Genomic DNA, 21,234 nt, shown 5'->3' with positions numbered 1-21,234 from the left:
AGGCGCCGCAGGCGCTTCGGGGGGGAGTCATTTAGTGCGCCGCCTCGCCGATCTTCGCGTCCGGCTTGACGGCGCGCAGCAGGCCCAGCATCAGTTCCTCGATGCGGTGCAGCGCCTCGGGCGTCTGGCCCTCGAAGCGCAGCACCAGCACCGGCGTGGTGTTGGATGCGCGTATCAGGCCGAAGCCGTCGGGCCAGTCCACGCGCAGGCCGTCGATGGTGGACACCTCGGCCGGAGCCTTGAAGTCGGCGCGCGTCACAAGCCGTTCGACGAGCGTGTGCGGCTCGCCTTCGGCGCACTGCACGTTGAGTTCGGGCGTGGAAAAACTGGTAGGCAGGCCGTCCAGCACGGCGCTCGGGTCTTCGCTGCGCGACAGGATCTCCAGCAGGCGCGCGCCCGCATAGGTGCCGTCGTCGAAGCCGAACCAGCGCTCCTTGAAGAAGATGTGGCCGCTCATCTCGCCGCCCAGGGGCGAATCGATCTCTTTCATCTTGGCCTTGATCAGCGAATGGCCCGTCTTGTACATGAGCGGCGTGCCGCCCGCTTCGCGAATCGCGGGTGCCAGGCGCTGCGTGCACTTCACGTCGAACAGGATGGTGCCGCCGGGCACGCGGCTAAGCACGTCGCGCGCGAAGAGCATCATCTGCCGGTCGGGGTAGATGTTGTTGCCGCCGCGCGTGATGATGCCCAGCCGGTCGCCGTCGCCGTCGAAAGCCAGGCCCAGTTCGGCACCGTGTTCGCGAATGGCGGCGACGAGGTCCTTGAGGTTTTCCGGCTTGCTCGGGTCCGGATGGTGATTCGGAAAGTTGCCGTCCACCTCGCTGTACAACTCGATCACCTCGCAGCCCAGCGCACGGAAGATGCCAGGCGCCGACGCGCCGGCGATGCCGTTGCCCGAGTCGACGACGATCTTCATCGGCCGGGCCAGCTTGACGTCCTGGACGATTCGGTCACGGTAGGGGGCCAGCAGGTTCACATTGCGCACGTTGCCGGTTTGCGCGGCGGGCACGGCCCCTTGCTCCATCAGCCTGCGCAGCGCCTGGATCTCTTCACCGTAGATGGCGCGCCCGGCCATCACCATCTTGAAGCCGTTGTAGTCCTTGGGGTTGTGGCTGCCCGTCACCTGGATACCGCTGGCGCACAGCGTGTTCGCGGCGAAATAGAGCATCGGGGTCGTGACCATGCCGATGTCGATGACGTCGACGCCCGCGGCCAGCAGGCCGCGCACCAGGGCGGCACTGAGCGACGGGCCGCTCAACCGGCCGTCGCGGCCGACGGCAACCGCCTTCTCGCCCTCCGACCGGGCGATCGTGCCGAACGCCATCCCCAACGCATGCGCCACCTCTTCGGTCAGCGTCGAAGGAACGACGCCACGGATGTCATAGGCCTTGAAGATGGAGGGGGAGAGCTGCATGCTGGGTGTTCCGGGCTGGGCAAAGCGCAAATTGTAGGCTTGGCCCGCGGCTGCGCCCTCCGGGCGCAAGGCTCGGTCCTACACGCTATGGGATTCGTCCTACAGACGCACATCGCATGCATCAGTAATGTGCGTTCGGCCGGGGCGCTCCGCACCCCGATTGTCTTGACCCGTTCGATGAAGAAGCATCTTGAATCCGCCACGCCCGCGTGCACCGTCCTAGCCTGGCGAGTCGTCGTCCGGCTCCTCGTGGCGCGGCTTCACGATGTCGCGCCGCCTTTGCATCATCTTCATCTTCGACAGGGCGCTCAACGAGCCCTTCCCCGACTTCTGGTCGTCCGCTACGCGATGCCTCGAGCGCCGCTCGCAGGCGACGGGCGCCTGTTCCGGCTGGGGTTCTCGACCCTGCGCATTCCCGCGGCCCGTGGGTTTTTCACCGCCTTCTTCAAAATGGTTTGTTTTCATGGGGTCCTCGTTCAGGGTGCGACCAGGCTGGGGCAAGCCGTCACCGTGCGCGATCTGCCCTTCAAGCAACTTGATCCGAGGGTAGAGCAGCGCGCCCATCGCACGTGTAAGGTCGCTGAGAACGCTGCCGTAGTCCGTTTCCTATCGGCCCCGGCGGCGCCGAACGATGAGACCGTTCGATGACGATCCGGGTTTTCCTCGTTGAAGATACCCACCACCTGCAGAACGCGATCCGCGACCTCCTGCAGAGCCTCGGCGATTTCGCCGTGGTCAGCACGGCGAGGACCGAGGCCGAGGCCAACCTGTGGCTCCTCGATAACCCCGGCGGCTGGGATCTTGCGGTCATCGATCTCATCCTCGAGCAAGGCACAGGCATGGGTGTGATCGCCAAGTGCCGGCGCTCGAACGACGGCGGCAGGGTGATGATCTTCAGCGACTACGCCACCCCGGGCATCCGGCGCCATTGCCTCGGGTTGGGCGCGCACGTCACCATCGCGAAGACCGATGTGAACGTCTTCATGGACTATTGCGCGGCGCTGGCGCCCGCGAACTGACAACGACAGAAGGGAAGAAGCCATCACGGAAGCATGCGGCGGCGCGACCGTATCGGCCCGAGGGGCATGTCCGAAAACGGCCAGTCGGAATCCGGGGGGCTGCGTATCATCGAACGCATGAACCCCGATACCGCCACACTGCAGCCGGACGCGTGCTACCTGGCCCTGCAGGCCCGCGACGCGCGTTTCGACGGCCGGTTCTTCATCGGCGTGACGTCCACGGGCATCTACTGCCGGCCCGTCTGCAAGGTGCGGATGCCGCGGCGCGAGAACTGCCGTTTCTTCGGCCACGCCGCCCAGGCCGAGAGCGCGGGCTTTCGCCCATGCCTGCGCTGCCGCCCGGAGCTGGCGCCGCACTCCATCGTCTGGTCGATCCAGGACGCGAGCTACATCCTCGCGCACCAGGCGGCGCGCCTGCTGGACGAGCCAGAAGCCTGGGGCGACGCATCGCCTTCCGTCGAGTTGCTGGCGGCCAAGCTCGGCGTGAGCGACCGCCACGTGCGCCGCATTTTCGAGGCGCAGTTCGGCGTGTCGCCGGTGCAGTATCTGCAAACGCGCAGGCTCCTGACGGCCAAGCAACTGCTGGCCGACACCGATTTGCCCATCACTCAGGTGGCGCTCGTCAGCGGCTATTCGAGCGTGCGCCGCTTCAACGCGGCTTTCGTCGAACACTACGGCCTGAACCCGACGCGGCTGCGGCGCGAAGGCGCGAGCCGTCCTGCGGAGGGCATGGCCATCCGCCTGGGATACCGCCCGCCCTACGACGTTCAGGCCATGCTCGGCTTCTTCGGCAAGCGCGCGATCCATGGCATCGAGTTCGTCGACGCACCCCAGGGCCGGATGGCGCGCACTTTCTCTGTCGAAGCGGCGGGCCAGTGGCATCGGGGATGGATCGCCGCGGAGTTCGACGAAGCACGGCACCAGCTGGTGCTGCGGGTCAGCGACTCGCTGCGCGGTGTGCTTCCGCTGGTGATCCACCGGCTGCGCGCGACGCTCGACCTGGACGCCGACCCGCACGCGATCAACGCGGTGCTGCACGAAAGCTTCCCGCAAGGCGATGGGCTGCGCGTGCCGGGCGCGATGAGCGGCTACGAGCTCGCGGTGCGGGCCGTGCTGGGCCAGCAGATCACGGTGGCGGCGGCGCGGACGTTGGCGCAGCGCATGGTCGATCGCTTCGGCGAACCGGTGGAAACGCCGTTCGCGCAGCTCACCCGGTCATTCCCCGAGCCCGCCATGCTGGCCGCCGCGAGCGGCGACGCGCTGGGGCAGTTGGGCATCGTCAAGCAACGGCAGGCCGCCATCGTCGCGATCGCACAGGCCGTCGCTGACAAGCGTTTGCAACTGCACGGCGGCGCCGACGTCCAGTCCACGGTGGAAGCGCTCAAGCAGTTGCCCGGCATCGGCGACTGGACCGCGCAGTACATCGCCATGCGCGCCCTGCGCTGGCCCGATGCCTTCCCGGCGGGCGACGTGGCATTGCACAAGGCCCTGGGCGTGCAGGGCAAGCCCAATCCCGCGCGCGCGGCGCAGGACGCATCGATGGCGTGGAAGCCCTGGCGCAGCTACGCCGTGATCCGCGCCTGGGCGTCGATGTAGCCACCCCCCATTCGAAAGAGAGCCATCATGAAATTCGACAACTCCATTGTCCAGGCACGCTATCGCAGCCCGCTCGGCGACATGGTCGTCGCCGCCACCGCGCGCGGCCTCGCCGGTCTCTGGTTCGAAGGCCAGAAGCACATGCCCGACAACTCCCCGTGGCCTGAGGAACCGCAGCATCCCGTGTTAAAGCAGGCCATCGCGCAGCTCGATGAATATTTCAACGGCACGCGCACCGGCTTCGACCTGCCCCTCGATCTTCAAGGCGGCACGCCATTTCAACAGTCCGTGTGGCAGGCCTTGCTGCAGATCCCTTGCGGCGGCACCACCAGCTACGGCCAGCTGAGCCAGCGCATCGGCAAGCCGGCGGCGGTGCGTGCTGTCGGCGCCGCGGTGGGCCGCAACCCGGTGAGCGTCATCGTGCCCTGCCATCGTGTGTTGGGCGGCGATGGCTCGCTGACAGGCTATGCCGGCGGCGTCGAGCGCAAGAGCGCTTTGCTGCAGCTCGAAGGCGCGCGCGTGTGATTGATCGCGTTTGGGCATCAAAAGACGGTGAATTCGTCATGGATGCGCCATGTGAGACGAAGTGTTTTGCTCCGACACTCGAAGCACCCACTACCTGCGACCGATCATGAAGCTCGAAGCCGGCCTGCCCACCGCAGCCATCTCTCCTGCCACCCCAGCCGGCGCTGCCCGCCGATGGGTCGTGGACTTCGTCCTCCTGGGCGCGATCTGGGGCTCGTCGTTCCTGTTCATGCGCCTGGGCGCGGTGGAATTCGGCGCGCTGCCGACCGCCGCGGTGCGCGTCGGCATCGCGGCGGCGTTCCTCCTTCCGCTGCTCTGGCTGCGCGGCCTGGGCCCGCAGTTGGGCCGCAACTGGAAGGCGATATTCGCCATCGGCGTCCTCAACTCGGGCATCCCTTTCGCGTGCTTCGCGTTCGCGCTTCTGTCGATCACCACGGGCTTGTCCGCCATCCTCAATGCCACGGTGCCCCTGTTCGGCGCGCTGGTCGCATGGTTCTGGCTGAAGGACAAGCCGGCGGGCTCGCGCATCCTCGGCCTGGTGATCGGTTTCGTCGGCGTCGCGCTGCTTGCATGGGACAAGGCCAGCTTCAAACCCGATGCGTCCGGCATTGCGCCGGCCTGGGCCGTGCTGGCATGCCTGCTCGCAACACTTTGCTACGGCATTGCGGCCAGCGCCACCAAGCGCTACCTCAGCGGTTTGCCCGCGCTGGTCACCGCCACCGGCAGCCAGGTCGGCGCCACGCTGGCGCTGGCTCTCCCGGCGGCCTGGTTCTGGCCCGCGCACATGCCGGGCCTGACGGCATGGCTGTCGCTCCTGGTGGTGGGTGTGCTGTGCACAGGCATCGCCTATATCCTGTACTTCCGGCTGATCGAATCGGCGGGGCCGGCGCGTGCGCTCGCTGTCACTTTCCTCGTGCCGGTATTTGCCGTCTTCTACGGCGTGCTGTTCCTGGGCGAAGCGGTGACCGGCTGGATGCTGCTGTGCGGCGGCGTCATCGTCTGCGGCACCGCGCTGTCCACCGGACTGCTGAGGCTGCCGACTAGAACTGCCGGCTAAAAAGTAGGCAGGTCGCGCAGCCGGCGGCCCGGCGCTTCTTCCGCCAGCGCCAGCGTTTCGATGCCCTCGGGCAGCACGTCGACCTTCACTTCAGGCCCCGGCTGCAGCCGGCCCTCGTCGTCGGGGAACATGCTGATGACGGTGTCGCCCTCGACCAGCCGGTCCACGACTTCAGTCAGGCGCGTGGGCGCGGGGCGCATGTCCCACTTCGCCTGCGTCGCGTCGATCAGCCCCATCATCGCTCCGACGATTTGCGAGCCTGCGTAGCGCAGGGCGGTGATTCCGTATTTGACGTTGTCGACCATGCACTCATTGTCGTCGGGCTTCCGGGGTCGGCGATAGGTCAACAGCCAGACCAGCCGTCGGAGCGTGCCTACGGTGCCGCACGGCGCTACACTGGCGAACCCGCCTGTTGCAGTCCTGACATGAGCGCCGAGCCCGCCGACTCCTCCCCCGCGCCGATCCGCGTCCAGCCGTCCCTGGGCAAGGCTCACGCGCGCCGTCTGCGCGAGATCTACCGCTCCGCCGGCTGGCCGTGCCAGGATCCGCTGGAGATCGAGTTGCTCGCAGCGGGTCTTCTGGATCGCGTGCACGCCCCTTCCGGCCACGAATCATTGCGCGTGACCGATGCCGGTGTGCAGTTGCTGGCCACGACGCTGGCGGTCAATCGCGCCGCATTCTCCGCGCACGAAGCGTTGGTGGAACGTGTCGCGCAGGAAATGGGCCGCGGCGGCCGCATTGCCTGGCGCGGGCTCGCGCTGCGTGCGCAGGTGCCGGGTGAAGAAGGGACCGAGAAACCTTTGCGCTGGTGCATCGCCAAGCCCGATGTGTTCTCGATCCGCAATACGTCGGTGGCAACCTATGTCGACCCGATCGTGCATGAAGTGAAAGTGCGGCGCGCCGATTTGCTCGGCGACTTGCGCCAAAGCGCCAAGCGCACGGCGTACCTGGACTTGGGCGAGTGCTGGTACGTGCTGGGTTGCGACGCGAAGGGCCGCTGCATCGGGGCGCCCGATGAAGTGCCGCCTGAATGCGGCGTGATGGTGGTGGAACAAGGCCGACTGGTCGTCGCGCGCGCCGCGCCCCGCCGCTCACGCGAGGGTTTGCCTTTCGGTGTGTGGATGGCGCTGGCGAAGGCTACGCCCGTCGCCGGGTTGGATGATGGCGCTCAGGCGCTGCTTGCCTGAGTTCGTCGTCCCGTTACACCGCCGGATGTTCCGATTTCCCTGGATCGGGCGTGTGCACCACGTGGCCCTTCTCCGGATCCTGAGGCTCCGGATGCGGCTCGGGATTCGATGGTTTGGGTTGCGGTGGATGTGTGGGCACCGGCGTGGGCGCGCCGGGGGCCGGGGCGGTGGACATGAGTTGGACTAGATAACGGGCGGTTTGCCGTGCGGTTCCTCCGGCTCGGCCGGGGGCAATGCCGGGCCGAACTCGGGTTCGATCGGCAGGTGGGTCGGGTTGGGTTCGTGAGGCTCGGAGTCCGGCTCAAGGTCCGGCTCGACGGGATGCGTGGCCATGGCGGCTATATCGCGGTCAGTCATGGTCTTCCGTGATCCGCTGAGCTTCGCGCCGCACGACAGTGCTCGGCTCGTGCGTGAACGGCAAGCGCGGCAAGCCGATCAGTGCCTGCAGGTGCGCATGCGCGCGGTCCATGTCCGCGCCGATCATCGCCAGCGCAACTTCGTGGCCGGGCTCGTTCTTGGCAATTTCGAGGTAAGCGGCACGCAACCGCTGGTAGTCGCCTTCCGCGCGCGCCACTTCCTGCTGCATCGCATGGACCCGGGCATGTTCGCTGCGGCTGTAGCGCATCATGAAACCGCCTAGGCGTAACTACTGTTGCCGACCTCTTCAACCGTCAGCGTGTTGTAGCAAGTGTGTCTGCTCATATAACTCACTCTACGTGTTGCATGGCAGCCGCATGTGTAGGACAAGCCAGACAGGGCACGCAGGCGCGGCCCGTACTGCCACGTCGGCAGGCCGCGCAGACTCCTATGCCGCGACGCTACCGATACCCGTCCGGGTTCTTGCTCTGCCACCGCCACGAATCCGCACACATCTGGTCCAGCGGGCGCGAAGCACGCCAGCCGAGCAGTTGCTCTGCGAGTGATGGATCGGCGTAGCACTGCGCGATGTCGCCGGGCCGCCTCGGCGCGAATTGGTAGGCAACGGGCCGCCCGCTTGCGGCTTCGAAGGCCTTCACCACTTCCAGCACGCTGTGGCCGCGGCCGGTGCCCAGGTTCACGGTGAGGCTTTCGCCGCGTTCCAGCAGGGCCTTGAGGCCCGCGACATGGCCCTCGGCCAGATCGCTCACGTGGATGAAGTCGCGCACGCCCGTGCCGTCGGGCGTCGCGTAATCATTGCCGAACACCTGCAGGTGCGCCCGCTTGCCCAGCGCGACCTGGGCGATGAAGGGCATCAGGTTGTTCGGGATGCCTGAGGGGTCTTCGCCGATCAGGCCGCTGGCGTGCGCGCCCACCGGGTTGAAGTAGCGCAGCACCGCGATCTTCCAGGAAGGTTGCGCGGTGTTGAGGGCCGCGAGCATGTCTTCGATGACCAGCTTGGTGTGGCCGTAGGGATTGGTGTGGCTGCGCGGAAAGTGCTCGGCGATGGGCACGCTCGCCGGGTCGCCATACACCGTTGCGCTGCTCGAGAACACCATCACCTCGCAGCCCGCGGCCTGCATGGCCTCCAGCAGGCTGACGGCACCGCCGATGTTGTTGCGGTAGTACTTGAGCGGCTTGGCGACGCTCTCGCCCACGGCCTTGTCGCCGGCCAGGTGGACCACACCGCCGATCCGGCGCTTGCGCAGCACACCCTCGACCCATGCGGTGTCCAGCACGTCGCCCTCCTCGCACAGCACCGGCCGCTCCGTGATGGCCTGCAGCCTTTGCAGCACGCCGCGGTGGCTGTTGGAGAAGTTGTCGACGATGACCGGCGTGTAGCCGGCTTCGGCCAGGGCCAGATAGGTGTGGCTGCCGATGTAGCCGGCACCGCCCGTGAGAAGAATGTTCATGGAGTCTCGATCTTACGCCGCGGCACCGGGCTCCCGGCGCAACGACCGCGCGAGGAACTCTGGCTGTTTCCCTTAGAACAGGCTTTCGCGTACAAAGAGCACGTCGCCGGGTTTGATCATGTCGTTCAGGCGCGGCTCCATCTGCACCACGGAACCGTCGGCGCCGGTGCGCGTGAGGCGCAGGCGGCTCATCGTGCCGCGCGGTGTGGGGCCGCCGCTCTGGGCCAGCGCCTGCATCACCGTCATGCCGCGCTCGATGCGGTAGGAGCCGGGCTTCTGCGCTTCCCCGGCCACGTAGTAGGTGGGCGCCCTGTTGACGTGGATCGTGTCGCCCGACTGCACCACGAAGTCGTCCGTCGCATTGCCCCCGGCGAGGTCGATCTCCCGGCGGAACGGCTTGCCGTCGCGCGTACCGGTGACGGCCACCGTGTCATCGCCTTCGCGCGTGATGCCGCCGGCCGCCGCAACCACTTCCGAAACCTTCATGTTGAAAGTCTCCAGCGGAACGCGTCCCGGGCGGCCGACCTGCCCAACGACCGACACCTGGTTGCCACGCACTTGCACGACATTGATGTTGACCTGCGGGGCCTTCAGGATGTCCTTGGACTTGAGCGCACCGGCGATGCGGCCTTCCGCTTCCGGCACGCTCAACCCGCCCACAGTCACACTGCCCACCAGCGGGTAGCTGATGGTGCCGCTCTCGGACACGCGCGCTTCCATCGACAGGTCGGGGTTCTGGTAGACCTGGATCTTGATGGTGTCGCCGGCCGCGAGCTTGTAGTCGTTGTTCGGCTTCGTTGCCTGCGCACCGGCAGCGGTGACCGTGGCAGCCAATGCGACTGACAGCATGGATCTGAGCAGGTTGGACATGATGGTCTCCTTGGGTTAAGGTGGGGTTACCGCGGCTTCAGAATCTCGCCTTCACCGCGACGGCAAGAATGGTTGCGTCATAACTGGACGACGGCAGGCTCGACCTGAGCTTTTCGCCGCGCACGCCGGCCGACACCGTGAACGCCGGGCGCGGGTCCCAATCAACCCCCACGCCGATGGTCTGCACCTTCTCGCTGCGGCCGACATCGGCGCCGGCGGAAACATCCTTCCAGCGGCGATCCGTGTGGTCGAGGCGCGCGTTCAAGGCGATGTGCGGCGCGACCTGCCACACCGGCGTGATGTACACGCGGTCGGCTTCGACGTGGCCGCCGGTGACGAGGCCCGACGCGACGAGGTCGTGTGCGTAGCCGGCGATCAGCCGCGTCTTGCCGGTGATCTCCCAGTTGATGCTGGCACCGCCGACCATGCCGCTGAAGTCCAGCTGCGGTGCGATGTCGTGCTGGCGCTTGAGGTGGGCGATACGCCCCTGGATCAGGGTCTTGACCGTCAGCGGCCACTTCAGGGCCAGCTCGACTTCGTCTTCCTTGAAGTCGCCGGCGGCCGCGCCCGCACTCGCATCGGTGTATTCGCCGTCGCCACGGCGATATTTCAGCGTGAGCAGCGAGCCCTTGGGCGTTTCGTAGCCGACGCCGACATGCGCGCTGGTGACGTGCGGGCTGGCATCCCAGCTGCGCGGCTCGGTGCTCTCGTTCGCGGTGTGCCGAACGCCGCCCAATGCGCGCCACGACGCGCCCACTTCGTACATGCCTTCGAGCAATTCGACACGCTCGGTGCGGCGGCCCACACGGTTGGCGACCGTGAGGCTGTCGGTGACGACTTCGCGGTACTGGCGGCGGTCCGCGCTCAGCACGCCGCGAAAGCGCGGCGTCAGGCTCCAGTCCCATGCGGCCGAGTAGTTGAGCGTGTTGTAGTCCAGGTCGGACCGGTCCTGGTACTTGTAGGCAGTTGCTTCGATGTCGGCCCGCAGGCGCTGCAGGCCGATGCGCTTGTCGAACCGCGCGCCGGCCGATAGCGTGTAGATGGTGTCGGTGATCTCGTTGGCGTTCTGGCGCAGCACGTTGTTGTCGTGCTCGATGCCGGCGGCCGCGCGGAACTCGAAGGCTTTTGCAGGCTCGGCCTGGGCATGGGCGGCGGACCCAACGCACAGGGCGGCCAGCGATAGCAAGGGGCGAATGGGCAGCTTCTTCACGATTTCCTCGGACTTATGGTTGGACCTCCCATGCGCCGGGACGTGCGCCCGGGCCTCGACGAGCAACGAGGCCTGGGATGGATGGTGCCGTCGAGCTCACGCACCTCACAAGGGCTCAATCGCACTATAAATCCAGTCCGCCCTAATAAGTACGCCGCGCTGTCCTTAAAAACCCGGCACGTCGTCTTGAAAATGATGTACAGGTGGAGGTGGAACGACCAATTCCGCAGACAGTCCAGGTCGCATCGAATTCGTTTTTCCATTTTTTTTGGAAGAATCAGTTTCTCCGCGGAAGCCGTTCACCTGGGCCCAGCCCGTGCTGCCCGGCAGCAGCTTGTGCCGCACCAATTGGCTCCTGATGAGCAGGCGGTGCCGCTCACGGCCGCGCTGACGCTCGGGTTCACGGTCGTCGAAGAACCCGACCAGATCGATCAGCGGTCTCTCCTCCGAATGAAGGAGGACAACAGGCGCGAAAAAGCCCACGATCTGGCCGAAACAGGAGAACCCTATGACAGTACGCGCACTTGTTGTCGGCAGCTTTGTGACTGGCGCTCTCGCTTTGGCATTGAGCCAGGAAGCGGGCGCAGCCGCACTCTACTTCGAGAAGACGCTGGTGAAGACCGGGTCCGAGAAAACATGCCTGCGATTCGCCGGAGACGTGGCCAGGAACCAGCAATTCAAGAACGTCCACAAAGGCCCGCTCGAGGTGGCCGGCGAGAAGGACGGCGCCTACGTGGCGATCACATGCGTCGGCCGGCCCAATCAGCGGGCCATGGCCGTCGTCATGAGCGCTGCGGACTCTTTCGACGTGGCGAAGCGCGTAGGGCACGAAGCGGCGAGCCAGATCAAGGGCATCATTTGCTTCGACACCCCCTGTTGACAGGCATGCTGGCGGCGTGATGCCTACGGCTTGCGGCCCTGCTCTTCGTCGCGCCGCTTGCTGCGTTCCTCGCGTGCCTCGCTTGCGGCCTCGCGGCGTGCCGACGCGTTGGGCGAAGCTTGGCGCGCCCGCGGTCCGCGCTGCTCGGCAGTGCCGGGAGGCGCTACTTCCGGCGGGGGCGGCGGGCGAAGCGCAGGGGCAGCCGCAGGAGGCGGAGGCGGCGCAGGCGCTGTGACGGGTGCCGGTGCCGGTGCCGGTGCGCGAGGCTTCGCGGATTCGGGGGCACGTGCAGGCGCTGGAGTCGGCGCAGGTGTGGACGCGGGTGCGGGCGCGGGTGCGGGCACTGCCATCGGCGCGGGCGCAGGCGCAGGCGCAGGCAAAGCAGACTGCGGCGTTGCCGATCGGTTCGGTCCACGCGCATCGGAGCCGCGCTCTCGATTGCCGCGTTCCTCGTCGCCGCGCTGGTTGCGCCTGTCGCGCGGTGCCGGTGCGCTGGCCGCGGGTGGTGTGGCCGTGGCCGGTGCCGCCGAAGGGGCTGGTGCAGGTGCAGCGGGCGCAGTGGGTTGCGACCCGCGTGGTGTGGGTGCCGGGGTCGGTGCGGGCGTAGGTGCGGGCGTAGGTGCGGGCGTAGGTGCCGGAATCGAAGCGGGTGCGCGCACTGCCGCAGGTGCCGGCGCCGAGGCGCCAGCAGCCGCGCGGTCGCGTCCGCCAGGACGTTCACGTTCACCGCTTCGATCGCGCCCACCCGGGCCGGATGCGCCGCGGTCGGGCCGCGCGGATGCAGCGGGTTGCGGGGCCACGGGCGCCGGGGTTGCAGCAGCTGCGGCCGATGCAGGCGCAGCGGGGCCCGATGCTGCGGGCGACGCAGCCGCCGCTGGCGCACTCGCCGGCCGCGGCGGTGCGGCGACGGGCTTCTGGGGCGCCACCACCGTGACGGCCGGCGCGGGAGCCGCGGCAGGTGCCGGCCCCGCGGGCTTCGCAGCGGCCGTGTCGTGGGGCTTGTCGGTATTGGCTGCGAGCTGGCTCTGCCGCGCCGAGAAAGGCGCGGGCGGCGGCGGCGGCGCGACCTGCGCGACGACGGCGCGCGTCTGCACGTTTTCCGGCGGTTTGGCGCTGGGCGCGGCGGCGGCGCCCAGCACGCTGGCCTGCACCGGCGCGATGCGAGGCAAGGCGCGCGCCGGTGCGTTGGTGAACATGTCGCGCGTCACCGTGATGGTCTCACGATGGACCGGCCGCGACTGCGCGAACGCCACGGCAAGCACCGCGATCACGGCGCCCGGAACGGCCTGGTTCATGTAGGTCACCCGCGGTGGGTTCGGGTTGCCGTAGTAGGTCGTGACCACCGTCCGGTTGATGGCCGTGTTGCTGGTGTTGATGTTGCTGAAGTACTCGCGGCTCACGGCGTACGAGGGCCGATAGACTTCGCGCGGGCCCAGCGGGAACCAGCCAACGCTCTGGCCGCCCGATGACTGCGGGCCATCGCCGCCGATGAACGCGACCAGCGCGGGCGCATACACAGGGCGCACGGTCGCAGGCCCGGGCACCCAGGCCCAGCCCGTGTCGATGCGCGCCCAACGCCCGTAGTGCGACGGCGCGAAGCCCCACGCCTGCTCGTCGATCCAGGTCCAGCCCCACGGCTCGACCCAGGCCCAGTGGCCCTCGCGGTACGGCGCCCAGTTGGCAGCAACGCGATTGGGCACCCACACCATGCCGTAGTTGGAAGTCTTGCGCCACGTGCCGTTCTGGTCCAAGTCCTCGTAGCCGATCATTTCGGCGGACACGTAGCGGCGCGAAGGCGACGTGTCCCAGCGGCGGTCACGTGTGCTCGACCACCTCTCGAATTCGTCGACACGGTACGCGGCATAGGTCTGGTAGTCGCTCAAACCACGTCCATAGAACCGGAAGGTTTGCCGTTCGCCGATGACGAAAGCGCGGCCTTCGCCATAAGCCTCGGCGAGCCCGCTGCGCACCGACACGAGCGTCGAGCGGCCGTCCGGATCCACCTCGAAGCGGTAGCTGCCGGGTCGGCGAATGGTGTACGCGAGATTAGGGGTGTCGACCTCGAACACTTCACCGCGGTCCAGGCGACGCACGCGGATGACGAGTGTGCCCTGCGCGAGTTGCACCTGCGCGATGCGGTCGTTCAGGTTGAGCAACGTGAGGCTCGTGGCGCCACCCACGCGCACGGCCGCTGCACCCAACTGCAGCTCGGCCCGCGCACCGGGCTCGACCCAGAGCCGGTCGCCCGTGATCATGGGGCGGTTGATTGTGGCGCGGGCCCAGTCCCGCTCTCCGCCCGGGGAGAAGCTGGCTGCTCCGCTGACGTAAGAAAGGCGCGCGACCCGCGACGGGGGGTCGGCCAGGGCCCAGCCGCTGGTCGCGAACAATGCCGCAAACAAGGTGGGGATGATCAGTTTGCGAAACGGGAGCTTGTGGTTGTTCATATGTGTCCTCGGGAAGGTTGCGCAGAGCCCGTTGGAGACTAACGCGCCGCCGAGCAAAAGGTAGTCATCCATACGCCCGTCGGTGCGTGGGCTTTGTCCGACCGCTGAGCCGGTGGCTCTGATGCGAAAGGGCCGCGCAGTGCGCGCGCGGCGCCTGGCACGGCTAGTATTCGGGCATGACAGAAGAGAACCGCACGCTGAAGGGCCACATCCTGGGCGCGCAGGGATGGGTGGCCGGCGCCATCGAATTCGACGGCCAGGGACGCGTTCACCGCATCATGGGCGCGCCGGTCGATGAACGCGTTGCGCGCGAGTCGGGCGAGCCGATCATCCTGCCCGGCTTCATCGACCTGCACGTGCATGGTGGTGGCGGCAGCGACATCATGGACGGTGGCGCCGCAGCGGCGCACGTCGCGCAATGCCATGCGGCACACGGCACCACGGCGCTGCTGGCCACCACCATGACGGCGCCGTTCGAAGACCTCGTGACAGCTTTTTCCGGCCTGCGCGACGCAGGCGCGCGCCGAGGGCGGCGCGCATCGCGCGTGCTGGGCGTCCATCTCGAAGGGCCCTACATCAACGCAGGCAAGCTCGGCGCGCAACCCGACTTCGCGCGGCCGGTTTCGCTGGAGGAACTGGCGCGGCTGAATGCCATGGCGCCGATCCGCCTCATCACGCTGGCGCCGGAAGTGGCCGGCAACATGGACGACATCCGTGCGCTCGTCGAAGGTGGATACCTCGTGCAGATCGGCCACACCGCGGGTACCTACGAACAGGGTGTGGAAGCGTTGTCGCGCGGCGCGCGCGGCTTCACGCACCTGTTCAATGCGATGAGCGGCCTGCACCATCGGGCGCCCGGCATGGCGGGCGCCGCGTTGGCGCATGCAACGTATGCCGAGGTCATCCCCGACCTGCTCCATGTACACCCCGGCGCGCTGCGCGTCGCGTTGCGTTCGATCCCCCGGCTGTATTGCGTGACCGACTCCACGTCGGCCACCGGCATGCCCGATGGCGACTATCGCCTGGGCCGCCAGAGCGTCACCAAATGCCTGGGCGGCGTGCGGCTGGCCGACGGCACGCTCGCCGGCTCCACGCTGACCATGGACCTCGCGCTGCGCAACCTCGTGCAGCAATTGGGTTTGGGCCTGGCCGAAGCGTCGGCACGCGTGTCCACCCACGCGGCGGATCACCTCGGCCTCGATGACCGCGGCCGCCTTGCGCCCGGCGCATGGGCCGACGCCGTGGTGTTGGACCGGGATCTGAACATAAAGGACGTCTTCGTCGAAGGAGTATCGATATGAGCCGCCGGGCCGCTCCCAAGGCTCATGGCACCGCAGCCCGCAGGGCGGAGGTTTCCTGATGACTTCGCGAATGCTGCTCGAAGCACGCGACGCGCCGGCCGCGGTGGCCCGGCAGCTCGCGCATGACATCCTGGCCTACAAGGAATTCGGTGCGTTGCTGCGTGCCGAGCCGCCGGGATCGCTGCTGACCATCGCCCGCGGCAGTTCGGACCACGCGGCGCACTACAGCGCGTACCTGATCATGGCGCGGATGGGCCGGCTCGTGACTTCGCTGCCGATGTCGCTGGTGACGCTGTACCAGTCGAAGATTCAGTGCAAGGGCCTGGCCAGTTTCGCGTTCTCGCAATCGGGGCAAAGCCCCGATCTGGTCGAGCCCACCCATTATTTCCGCGAGGGCGGCGCCATCACCGCCGCGTTCGTCAACGACGCGACGTCGCCGCTGGCCGAGACCGCGCAGTGGGTGTTCCCCCTGCATGCGGGTAGCGAGTCGAGCGTCGCCGCGACCAAGTCGGTGATCGCGCAGATGACGGCCGGCGCGCGCCTGGTGGCGGCCTGGCAGGACGACATGGGCCTGCAAATGGCGCTGTCGAATCTGCCGCAGGTGCTGTCGCGCGCGGCGCTCTCCGATTGGTCAGCCGCCCTGCCGGTGTTGCGCGAAGTCGACCGCCTGCTGGTGATCGGGCGCGGCCTGGGTTTGCCGGTGGCATTGGAGGTGGCCCTGAAGTTCAAGGAGGCCTGCGGCATCCAGGCCGAAGCCTTCTCGGGCGCCGAAGTGCAGCACGGCCCGATGGCGCTGATCGGCGAAGGGTATCCCGTGATGGTGCTGGCGCCGCGCGGCCCGGCGCAGGCGGGCCTGCTCGAATTGGCGGACCGGTTGCGCCAACGCGGCGCTCGCGTGCTGTTGGCCGCACCCGGCGCGACGCCGCGCACCAGCCTGCCCATCACCGAAACTGGCGCGCCGGAACTGGACGGCATCTCCATCCTCCAGAGTTTCTATCCGATGGTGGAAGCACTGTCGCGGGCCCGCGGGCTCGACCCGGATCGGCCGCGGCACTTGAGCAAGATCACGCGGACGGTTTGACGTCTTTGATCGGTAACGTGAGCCGCGCCTCGAGCCCGCCCTCTTCGCGGTTTCGCAATGCAAGCTGACCGCCCAGCGCCTGCGCGAGTTGCTGCGCGATTGCCAGGCCGAGGCCGGTGCCGCCGGTTTCACGGCTGCGCGAATTCTCCACGCGATAGAACGGCTGCATCACCGCTTGCAGTTCCTCGGGTGCAATGCCGGGGCCATCGTCACGAACAACGATGAAGATGCCGTGCTCGCCGCGTCCCGCAGTCAGTTGCGCGTTGCCCGCGAACTTCAGCGCGTTGTCGACCAGGTTGGTGACGAGGCGCCGCAGCGCCTGCGGGCGCGTGTCGAGCAGCAGGCCTTCCCCGCCTTCGAGCGTCACGGGCTGCCCCGCGTCGGTGTAGTCGCACACCAGGCTGTCGAGCAACGCGTGCAGGTCGACCGAACGCGTGGCCTCCGATCCGCTGTGCGCGCTGCGCGCGTAGGCGATGCCCTCGCGCACCAGGGCCTGCATCGCGTCCAGGTCGGCCAGCAACTTGCCCTGCAATACGGCGTCGTCGATCAGCTCGGAGCGCAAGCGAAGGCGCGTGAGCGGCGTCTGCAGGTCGTGCGAGATGGCGGCGAGGATCTGCGTGCGCTCCGCCAGATGCGCTTGGATCCGGCCCTGCATCGCATTGAAGGCGGTCGCGGCACGCGCAACCTCGCGCGGGCCGGTTTCCGCCAGCGCCGTGCCAACCGCCGCAGGACCGATCGCGTCCGCTGCGTCAGCGAGTTGCGCCAAGGGCCGCGTCGCCGAACGCACGGCCAACCACGTCAGAAGCGCGAGCAAGGCCAGTTGCGCGGCCAGCACCGCGAACACCCAGGGCGAGACTTCCAGCTGCGGCTCGCCCAGTTCAACGGCGACCGGTGTGCCGTCGGCGAGCTTCAGGTGAATGCGCAGGCGAACGCCGGGCGAGGCGTCGCCGGGCTCCACGGCAACGACCTCTCGCGAACTCTCCAGCGCGCTCGCCACGGCGATGCCGATCTCCTGCGCCAGGCGCGACTGCGCCGGGGCGCCGGGCGGTGGCGGATCCAACACGAAGCGGTAGTTGCGCCGCTCCAGCAGGCGCAGCCATTGGGGCCGCTCGGCGGCCGGAACGCGCTCGAGAATGGCGACCGAGCTGGCGACATCGCGCGCGAGGTACGACACCATCATGTCGCGCATCGCCATGCCGCGCTCGACGAATACCAGCCAGAACGACAGCGTGTGCGCGGCGGCCAACCCGAGGAACAGGATGAGCGTGATGCGGCCGAACAGCGAGGCCGGCCACAGGCGTACCAGCTTCACGGCTTCGTCCCGGCGCGCCGCACCGCCGCGCAGAACACATAGCCCTCGTGGCGCACGGTCTTGATGTAGCGGGCCTCGCGCGCTTCGTCGCGCAGACGCTGGCGCAAGCGCGAGATCAGCAGGTCGATCGAGCGGTCGAACACATCGGCTTCACGGCCCTGCGTGAGATTGAGCAGCTGGTCGCGCGTCAGGACACGCTGCGGATGATCGAGCAGCACGCGCAGCAACCGGTACTCGGCGCCCGAGAGCGACACCACGGCACCGCGTTCGTCGACCAGGTGCCGCGCCGTCGTATCCAGCACCCAGTCGCCGAAGGCCAGTTCGCTGGCGGGCTCCGCCGCCTCGCCCAGGTTGGGCGGCAGCATGCGCGTGCGCCGCAGCACCGCGCGGATGCGGGCCAGCAGTTCGCGCGCGGCGAACGGTTTGACCAGGTAGTCGTCGGCGCCCATCTCCAGGCCCAGGATGCGGTCGGCCTCTTCGGCGCGTGCAGTGAGCATCAGGATGGGCAAGTGCGGCGCGCCGGGGCCGCGCAGCTCGCGGCACAGGGCCAGGCCGTCGGTGCCCGGCAGCATCAGGTCCAGCACGACCAGGTCGATGCGCGTGGTGGCCAGCACGGCGCGCATCTGTTTGGCGTCGGCCGCCGCGCTGGCCTGCAGGCCCTGCTTCTGCAGGTACTGCGTGACCAGCTCGCGGATGCCCGCGTCGTCGTCGACGATGAGGATGTGGTCGGGCGTGTCCATGCCCGTTTGTAGCCGATCCGGCTGCTTGTGCCCGGAAGCCCATGTATCTCAACATGTCTGGCCCGTACGCGGACAAGCGCCCGTACAAAAAGCCGGCTTCATGACACAAGCGGGATACCTGGCGCCGGTGCAATGCGGTCTCCCATCCACTGGAGATCATCATGAAGCTCTTTCCCACCCTGCTGGCCCTGGCGCTGGCACCCGCGGCCTTCGCCCAATCCACCCTGCCGCAGCAGGGCCGCTGGGTCACCGAAAGTGGCAACCTGGAGGTGGACATCGCGCCCTGCGGCGAGGCCTTTTGCGGCACCGTCGTCAAGGTATTGGCCAACCGTTCGATGAGCGGTGGCGGCGAGCTGGTGCAGGCCGACGCGCGGCCGGCCATGGGCATGAAGCTGTTGTCCGGCCTGCGCCCCGCCGGCGATGGTGAGCTCAGGGGCGAGATCTACAACCGCGAGAACGGCAAGAGCTACAGCACCTTGCTGTCGGTGGCTGGACCCAACCAGTTGGTGGTGCGCTCGTACGTCGGGCTACCGATGTTCGGCAAGACGCAGGTCTGGCAGCGCGTCAGCAGCACCGGTGCCGCGGAGGCAACGAAGTGATCGATCCGCTGCTCGCCGTCGTCGCCGGCCTGCTCACTGTCGCCGCGCCTTGTGTGCTGCCGATGCTGCCGGTAGTGCTGGGCGCGTCGGTCGGCCAGACCAGCCGCGCCCGACCAGCGTTCATCGCGGCGGGCTTCGCGCTGGCGTTCGCTTCAGTGGCGCTGCTGTTCAGCGTCTTCACCAGCGTGCTGGGCTTGTCGCAGGAAACGCTGCGGCAAGCCGCCATCGCGATGCTGCTGGCATTCGGCCTGCTGATGCTCTGGCCCCAGCCCTTCTACTGGCTGACCGCCCGCATGAACGGCATGCTCAATCGCGTCAACGCCGTGGGCGGCAAGGCTGGCAGCGGCAACCTGGGCGGGCTGGTGCTGGGCCTCTCGCTCGGTGCGTTGTGGACGCCCTGCGCCGGGCCGGTGCTGGGTTCCATCCTCACGCTCATCGCCACCAGCCCGGACATCGGCAAGGCCGCATTGCTGCTGGCCTGCTACTCGGTGGGCGCCGCCATTCCGATGCTGGCCATCGCCTACGGCGGCCAATACGCCACCACCCGCGTGCGCCAGCTCACTCGCCACACACAGCGCATGCAGCAGGCCTTTGGCGTGGTGATCGTGGTGGTGGCCGTGGCCATGCAATTGCAATGGGACAGCGTCGCCACCGTGTGGCTGTCCGGCTTCTACCCCGGTTTCGCAACAGGACTTTGACCATGACACTCGCAACTCTCAATCGCCGCCAGTTCACCGCCCTGCTGGGCGCCTCCGCTGCCTTGCCGATGGCTGCAACGGCCGCCGCACCCGCGTTCTTCGACCACGGCCTTGCACCGGAATTCACCGGCATCGACCAATGGCTCAACTCCCCCGCCCTCACCATGGCCGGCCTGCGCGGCAAGGTGGTGCTGGTGGACTTCTGGACCTACTCCTGCATCAACTGCCTGCGCACCCTGCCCTACGTCAACCGCTGGGCCGAGAAGTACGGCGGCCAGGGCTTGGTCGTGGTGGGCGTGCACACGCCGGAGTTTGCTTTCGAGCGATCGACCCCCAACGTGCAGACCGCGATGAAGCGCTTCGGCGTGAAGCACCCCGTGGCACAAGACAATCGATACGCGACCTGGAGGGCCTACAGCAACCAGTACTGGCCGGCCGAATACCTGGTGGACAAGCGCGGCCGCATCGTGCGCAAGCACTTCGGCGAAGGCGGCTATGCGGAGATGGAAGAGGCGATCCGCACGCTGCTCGCGCAGCCCGCGTAGCAATAGCGCGTCCGGAAATGGCGAGCCACATGGGAGCTTGAAGCCGAGACTGCAGGCTTCAAGAACAGGAAAACCTCCATGCACATCGCCAGCGAACCCGCCATCCTCTACTTCGGCACGCCTGTCGTGCTGATCTCCACGCTCAACGAGGACGGCAGCGCCAACCTCGCGCCCATGTCATCGGCCTTCTGGCTCGGTTGGCGCTGCATGCTCGGGTTGGCCGGCGGCTCCAAGACCACGGAGAACCTGCTGCGCACGAAGCAGTGTGTATTGAACCTGCCCTCGCAAGCTGAAGTGTCGGCCGTGAACCGGCTGGCGCTCACCACGGGCTCGGACCCGGTGCCGCGCAACAAGCAGAAGTGCGGCTACAGGCACTGGAAGGACAAGTTCCACCTGGCCGGCTTGACGCCGATGAAATCGGAGACAGTGGCGCCGCCAAGGGCGCGTGAGTGTCCGGTGCAACTCGAGGCGGTGCTGGAAGGCCGTCATACGCTGGCGAACGATGACGACCTGCTGCGCGGCTACGCGCTGGCGTTGGAAGTGCGAATCCAGCGCGTGCACCTGGCACCGGCGATCGTGATGGAAGGCCAGCCCAACCGCATCGACCCCGACAAGTGGCGGCCGCTGATCATGAGCTTCCAGAAGTTCTACGGCCTGGCGCCCGGCCAACTGCACGCCTCGTCGCTGGCCGCGATTCCCGAGCACGCGTATCGCAGCCCCGATGTCGACCGTGCGAAGCCCAACTGTCATGTAGGACTGGATCCGGCATCCATGCTTATTGCGTGATCACTCGGCTGCATGGATTGCGGGTCTAGCCCACTGGTGTCGGGAGAAGAATTCTCATTCAGCGGCCAAGCTGTTGATGCAGCCGAAAAAGTGGGCGAGTCCTCGGGAAATCTATATCGGCATGGCGGGGCGGGATCGGGG

General features: G+C 67.6%; 24 protein-coding genes. 12 read left to right on the top strand and 12 right to left on the bottom strand.

The features are described 5' to 3' along the window. Positions 1-31 precede the first annotated feature (31 nt). Positions 32-1,414 carry a phosphomannomutase/phosphoglucomutase gene (locus tag EEB15_RS28200; protein ID WP_141513300.1) on the bottom strand — a complete coding sequence of 461 codons (1,383 nt, stop codon included), beginning with the start codon at positions 1,412-1,414 and terminating at the stop codon, positions 32-34. A 219-nt stretch (positions 1,415-1,633) separates the two neighbouring features. Further along, complete coding sequence (locus EEB15_RS28195; RefSeq protein ID WP_141513299.1) at positions 1,634-1,978, bottom strand: hypothetical protein; 345 nt, start codon at positions 1,976-1,978, stop codon at positions 1,634-1,636. A gap of 80 nt (positions 1,979-2,058) precedes the next feature. On the opposite strand from EEB15_RS28195, the gene EEB15_RS28190 reads away from it, so the two are divergent. From EEB15_RS28190 to EEB15_RS28175, 4 genes are all read left to right on the top strand, one after another. Further along, a complete protein-coding gene (locus EEB15_RS28190; RefSeq protein ID WP_141513298.1) occupies positions 2,059-2,433 on the top strand; it encodes a response regulator in 375 nt (124 codons plus the stop codon). Between the two features lie 117 nt (positions 2,434-2,550). Beyond that, a complete protein-coding gene (locus EEB15_RS28185; protein WP_141513297.1) occupies positions 2,551-4,029 on the top strand; it encodes a DNA-3-methyladenine glycosylase 2 family protein in 1,479 nt (492 codons plus the stop codon). A gap of 27 nt (positions 4,030-4,056) precedes the next feature. Further along, positions 4,057-4,554, top strand: a complete 498-nt coding sequence (locus tag EEB15_RS28180) for a methylated-DNA--[protein]-cysteine S-methyltransferase (protein WP_141513296.1) — start codon at positions 4,057-4,059, stop codon at positions 4,552-4,554. A 106-nt stretch (positions 4,555-4,660) separates the two neighbouring features. Beyond that, complete coding sequence (locus EEB15_RS28175) at positions 4,661-5,611, top strand: DMT family transporter (RefSeq protein ID WP_141513295.1); 951 nt, start codon at positions 4,661-4,663, stop codon at positions 5,609-5,611. Here the strand turns inward: EEB15_RS28175 and EEB15_RS28170 are convergent. Beyond that, positions 5,608-5,916 carry a hypothetical protein gene (locus EEB15_RS28170; protein WP_141513294.1) on the bottom strand — a complete coding sequence of 103 codons (309 nt, stop codon included), beginning with the start codon at positions 5,914-5,916 and terminating at the stop codon, positions 5,608-5,610. The two genes, EEB15_RS28175 and EEB15_RS28170, sit on opposite strands and share 4 nt — an antisense overlap. 120 nt (positions 5,917-6,036) lie before the next feature. On the opposite strand from EEB15_RS28170, the gene EEB15_RS28165 reads away from it, so the two are divergent. Continuing rightward, positions 6,037-6,798, top strand: a complete 762-nt coding sequence (locus EEB15_RS28165) for a hypothetical protein (protein ID WP_141513293.1) — start codon at positions 6,037-6,039, stop codon at positions 6,796-6,798. 183 nt (positions 6,799-6,981) lie between these two features. Here EEB15_RS28165 and EEB15_RS33850 read toward each other — a convergent pair whose 3' ends face one another. From EEB15_RS33850 to EEB15_RS28140, 6 genes are all read right to left on the bottom strand, one after another. Next, the gene (locus EEB15_RS33850; protein ID WP_158290262.1) at positions 6,982-7,155 is read right to left on the bottom strand and encodes a hypothetical protein; all 174 of its coding nucleotides are present in this window, start codon (positions 7,153-7,155) and stop codon (positions 6,982-6,984) included. After that, the gene (locus EEB15_RS28160; RefSeq protein WP_141513292.1) at positions 7,148-7,426 is read right to left on the bottom strand and encodes a hypothetical protein; all 279 of its coding nucleotides are present in this window, start codon (positions 7,424-7,426) and stop codon (positions 7,148-7,150) included. Before EEB15_RS28160 ends, EEB15_RS33850 begins: the two co-directional genes overlap by 8 nt. Positions 7,427-7,616: 190 nt before the next feature. Then, positions 7,617-8,627 (bottom strand): UDP-glucose 4-epimerase GalE, encoded by a 1,011-nt coding sequence (gene galE / locus EEB15_RS28155; RefSeq protein WP_141513291.1) that lies wholly within the window; start codon positions 8,625-8,627, stop codon positions 7,617-7,619. Positions 8,628-8,699: 72 nt separating this feature from the next. After that, entirely contained in the window at positions 8,700-9,497 is a 798-nt protein-coding gene (epsE, locus tag EEB15_RS28150; RefSeq protein ID WP_141513290.1) for a polysaccharide export protein EpsE, read from the bottom strand. A gap of 37 nt (positions 9,498-9,534) precedes the next feature. Continuing rightward, complete coding sequence (epsL, locus tag EEB15_RS28145; protein WP_141513289.1) at positions 9,535-10,707, bottom strand: XrtB/PEP-CTERM-associated polysaccharide biosynthesis outer membrane protein EpsL; 1,173 nt, start codon at positions 10,705-10,707, stop codon at positions 9,535-9,537. Between the two features lie 165 nt (positions 10,708-10,872). Then, complete coding sequence (locus EEB15_RS28140) at positions 10,873-11,190, bottom strand: hypothetical protein (protein WP_141513288.1); 318 nt, start codon at positions 11,188-11,190, stop codon at positions 10,873-10,875. Between the two features lie 25 nt (positions 11,191-11,215). On the opposite strand from EEB15_RS28140, the gene EEB15_RS28135 reads away from it, so the two are divergent. After that, positions 11,216-11,587, top strand: a complete 372-nt coding sequence (locus EEB15_RS28135) for a hypothetical protein (protein ID WP_141513287.1) — start codon at positions 11,216-11,218, stop codon at positions 11,585-11,587. A 23-nt stretch (positions 11,588-11,610) separates the two neighbouring features. Here EEB15_RS28135 and EEB15_RS28130 read toward each other — a convergent pair whose 3' ends face one another. Then, entirely contained in the window at positions 11,611-14,031 is a 2,421-nt protein-coding gene (locus tag EEB15_RS28130; protein WP_158290261.1) for a FecR family protein, read from the bottom strand. 176 nt (positions 14,032-14,207) lie between these two features. On the opposite strand from EEB15_RS28130, the gene nagA reads away from it, so the two are divergent. Both nagA and EEB15_RS28120 read left to right on the top strand, forming a co-directional pair. After that, complete coding sequence (gene nagA, locus EEB15_RS28125; protein WP_141513285.1) at positions 14,208-15,332, top strand: N-acetylglucosamine-6-phosphate deacetylase; 1,125 nt, start codon at positions 14,208-14,210, stop codon at positions 15,330-15,332. A 58-nt stretch (positions 15,333-15,390) separates the two neighbouring features. Next, entirely contained in the window at positions 15,391-16,413 is a 1,023-nt protein-coding gene (locus tag EEB15_RS28120; RefSeq protein ID WP_199236653.1) for an SIS domain-containing protein, read from the top strand. Here EEB15_RS28120 and EEB15_RS28115 read toward each other — a convergent pair. After that, positions 16,397-17,725, bottom strand: coding sequence for an ATP-binding protein (locus tag EEB15_RS28115; RefSeq protein ID WP_233259647.1), 1,329 nt, complete (start codon positions 17,723-17,725; stop codon positions 16,397-16,399). The genes EEB15_RS28120 and EEB15_RS28115 overlap by 17 nt on opposite strands. After that, a complete protein-coding gene (locus EEB15_RS28110; RefSeq protein ID WP_141513284.1) occupies positions 17,722-18,465 on the bottom strand; it encodes a response regulator in 744 nt (247 codons plus the stop codon). Before EEB15_RS28110 ends, EEB15_RS28115 begins: the two co-directional genes overlap by 4 nt. A gap of 161 nt (positions 18,466-18,626) precedes the next feature. Between EEB15_RS28110 and EEB15_RS28105 the strand changes: the two genes are divergently transcribed. The 4 genes from EEB15_RS28105 (at position 18,627) to EEB15_RS28090 (ending at position 21,093) form a co-directional block, all read left to right on the top strand. Next, complete coding sequence (locus tag EEB15_RS28105) at positions 18,627-19,064, top strand: DUF2147 domain-containing protein (protein ID WP_141513283.1); 438 nt, start codon at positions 18,627-18,629, stop codon at positions 19,062-19,064. Beyond that, positions 19,061-19,762, top strand: a complete 702-nt coding sequence (locus EEB15_RS28100; protein ID WP_141513282.1) for a cytochrome c biogenesis CcdA family protein — start codon at positions 19,061-19,063, stop codon at positions 19,760-19,762. The genes EEB15_RS28105 and EEB15_RS28100 overlap by 4 nt, the downstream gene beginning before the upstream one ends. Positions 19,763-19,764: 2 nt before the next feature. Continuing rightward, positions 19,765-20,307 (top strand): redoxin family protein, encoded by a 543-nt coding sequence (locus tag EEB15_RS28095; RefSeq protein WP_141513281.1) that lies wholly within the window; start codon positions 19,765-19,767, stop codon positions 20,305-20,307. A gap of 78 nt (positions 20,308-20,385) precedes the next feature. Beyond that, positions 20,386-21,093 carry a flavin reductase family protein gene (locus tag EEB15_RS28090; RefSeq protein ID WP_141513280.1) on the top strand — a complete coding sequence of 236 codons (708 nt, stop codon included), beginning with the start codon at positions 20,386-20,388 and terminating at the stop codon, positions 21,091-21,093. Positions 21,094-21,234: the final 141 nt, after the last annotated feature.

Origin of the sequence: Ramlibacter sp. WS9, from assembly GCF_003797765.1 — a bacterium.
In the GTDB taxonomy this organism is placed as follows: Bacteria; Pseudomonadota; Gammaproteobacteria; order Burkholderiales; family Burkholderiaceae_C; genus Ramlibacter.
The sequence above is the reverse complement of the archived record's forward strand: the minus strand, read 5'-3'. Positions and strand labels throughout refer to the sequence as shown.

Bases quoted from the DNA above. Each gene is read 5' to 3' on its own strand.
- epsE (WP_141513290.1), bottom strand. From the start codon at position 9,497: ATGTCCAACCTGCTCAGATCCATGCTGTCAGTCGCATTGGCTGCCACG.
- EEB15_RS28185 (WP_141513297.1), top strand. From the start codon at position 2,551: ATGAACCCCGATACCGCCACACTGCAGCCGGACGCGTGCTACCTGGCC.
- EEB15_RS28195 (WP_141513299.1), bottom strand. From the start codon at position 1,978: ATGGGCGCGCTGCTCTACCCTCGGATCAAGTTGCTTGAAGGGCAGATC.
- EEB15_RS28095 (WP_141513281.1), top strand. From the start codon at position 19,765: ATGACACTCGCAACTCTCAATCGCCGCCAGTTCACCGCCCTGCTGGGC.
- EEB15_RS28135 (WP_141513287.1), top strand. From the start codon at position 11,216: ATGACAGTACGCGCACTTGTTGTCGGCAGCTTTGTGACTGGCGCTCTC.
- nagA (WP_141513285.1), top strand. From the start codon at position 14,208: ATGACAGAAGAGAACCGCACGCTGAAGGGCCACATCCTGGGCGCGCAG.
- EEB15_RS28170 (WP_141513294.1), bottom strand. From the start codon at position 5,916: ATGGTCGACAACGTCAAATACGGAATCACCGCCCTGCGCTACGCAGGC.
- EEB15_RS28180 (WP_141513296.1), top strand. From the start codon at position 4,057: ATGAAATTCGACAACTCCATTGTCCAGGCACGCTATCGCAGCCCGCTC.
- EEB15_RS28175 (WP_141513295.1), top strand. From the start codon at position 4,661: ATGAAGCTCGAAGCCGGCCTGCCCACCGCAGCCATCTCTCCTGCCACC.
- EEB15_RS28160 (WP_141513292.1), bottom strand. From the start codon at position 7,426: ATGATGCGCTACAGCCGCAGCGAACATGCCCGGGTCCATGCGATGCAG.
- galE (WP_141513291.1), bottom strand. From the start codon at position 8,627: ATGAACATTCTTCTCACGGGCGGTGCCGGCTACATCGGCAGCCACACC.
- EEB15_RS33850 (WP_158290262.1), bottom strand. From the start codon at position 7,155: ATGACTGACCGCGATATAGCCGCCATGGCCACGCATCCCGTCGAGCCG.
- EEB15_RS28190 (WP_141513298.1), top strand. From the start codon at position 2,059: ATGACGATCCGGGTTTTCCTCGTTGAAGATACCCACCACCTGCAGAAC.
- EEB15_RS28105 (WP_141513283.1), top strand. From the start codon at position 18,627: ATGAAGCTCTTTCCCACCCTGCTGGCCCTGGCGCTGGCACCCGCGGCC.
- EEB15_RS28090 (WP_141513280.1), top strand. From the start codon at position 20,386: ATGCACATCGCCAGCGAACCCGCCATCCTCTACTTCGGCACGCCTGTC.
- EEB15_RS28130 (WP_158290261.1), bottom strand. From the start codon at position 14,031: ATGAACAACCACAAGCTCCCGTTTCGCAAACTGATCATCCCCACCTTG.
- EEB15_RS28165 (WP_141513293.1), top strand. From the start codon at position 6,037: ATGAGCGCCGAGCCCGCCGACTCCTCCCCCGCGCCGATCCGCGTCCAG.
- EEB15_RS28120 (WP_199236653.1), top strand. From the start codon at position 15,391: ATGACTTCGCGAATGCTGCTCGAAGCACGCGACGCGCCGGCCGCGGTG.
- EEB15_RS28200 (WP_141513300.1), bottom strand. From the start codon at position 1,414: ATGCAGCTCTCCCCCTCCATCTTCAAGGCCTATGACATCCGTGGCGTC.
- EEB15_RS28110 (WP_141513284.1), bottom strand. From the start codon at position 18,465: ATGGACACGCCCGACCACATCCTCATCGTCGACGACGACGCGGGCATC.